Raw genomic sequence first — 1,205 nt, forward strand, 5'->3', positions numbered from 1 at the left:
GGCCATCAGCCCCAACATGGAAAAATACGTGCGCGTCGGCCGCGAAGTGCGCGCCATGATGCAAGCGCTGACACCGCTGGTCGAGCCGCTGTCGATCGACGAGGCGTTTCTCGACCTCGCCGGCACCGAACGGCTGCACGGCCTGCCGCCCGCTGTGGTGCTGGCGCGCTTCGCGCAGGCCGTCGAGAAGGAGATCGGCATCACCGTTTCGGCCGGCCTGTCCTATTGCAAGTTCCTCGCCAAGATTGCGTCTGACTTTCGCAAGCCGCGCGGTTTCTCGGTCATCGGCGAGGCCGAGGCAGTCGGCTTCCTCTCGGCGCAGCCGGTGACCATGATCTGGGGTGTCGGAAAGGCATTCAACGCCACGCTGGAGCGTGACGGCATCCGCACCATCGGCCAGTTGCAGCAGATGGATCGCGGCGACCTGATGCGCCGCTACGGCACGATGGGCGACCGGCTCTACCACCTTTCGCGCGGCGAGGACGTCCGCCGCGTCGATCCCGACCAGGATGCCAAGAGCGTATCGGCCGAAACCACCTTCGACACCGATATCGCGTCGCTGGAGGAACTGGTCGCGGTTCTCAGGGGCCTTTCGGAAAAGGTCTCGGCACGGCTGAAAAAGTCAGGCATTGCCGGGCGCACCGTGGTCTTGAAGCTGAAGACCCAGGATTTCAAGCTGCGCACGCGCAATCGCCAGCTCGGCGATCCGACCCGGCTCGCCGACCGCATCTTTCAGACCGGGGTGGAGCTTCTGCGCAAGGAAACCGACGGCACGAAGTATCGGCTGCTCGGCATCGGTGTCAGCGACCTCTCGGACGACGACAAGGCCGACCCGCCCGATCTGGTCGACATCCAATCGCGCAAGCGCGCCATGGCCGAAGGCGCCATTGACGCCCTGCGCGACAAGTTCGGCCGCAAAGCGGTGGAAACCGGCTACACATTCGGCAAGGGCCGCGACGCCCATCCGCCGGAGCCGCTGGAGGATTAGGTGCGCTGCAGATCAATCCTGCTCGTCACCACGCTCTTGCCGGTTTTCGGGTCGGTGTCGATGACGGTCAGCCGCATGCCGTTCTCGCCGCGTTTCTCGACCTTCATCTGCGCCCTTCGGTCGCCATTGACCTCCTTGGCCCAGCGAATGCCCAGGTTGATCGCGTTGCCCGAACGGCTGCCGTTAAGCTGCGCCGGTCCCGTGCGAGAGCCGACAT

Annotated in this window: 1 protein-coding gene and 1 pseudogene; one reads left to right on the plus strand and one right to left on the minus strand. The window is 65.0% G+C overall.

Going from position 1 to position 1,205, the window contains the following annotated elements; all coding sequences use genetic code 11:
* The coding region (locus tag EN893_RS34695) for a DNA polymerase IV (RefSeq protein ID WP_128362196.1) at positions 1-988 on the plus strand (988 nt) is incomplete at its 5' end.
* Here the strand turns inward: EN893_RS34695 and EN893_RS34700 are convergent.
* Positions 985-1,205, minus strand: a pseudogene (locus tag EN893_RS34700) (hypothetical protein); the annotation flags it as partial. The gene EN893_RS34695 and the pseudogene EN893_RS34700 sit on opposite strands and share 4 nt — an antisense overlap.

The organism is Mesorhizobium sp. M7A.F.Ca.CA.004.04.2.1 (assembly GCF_004022825.1).
Taxonomy (GTDB): Bacteria; Pseudomonadota; Alphaproteobacteria; order Rhizobiales; family Rhizobiaceae; genus Mesorhizobium.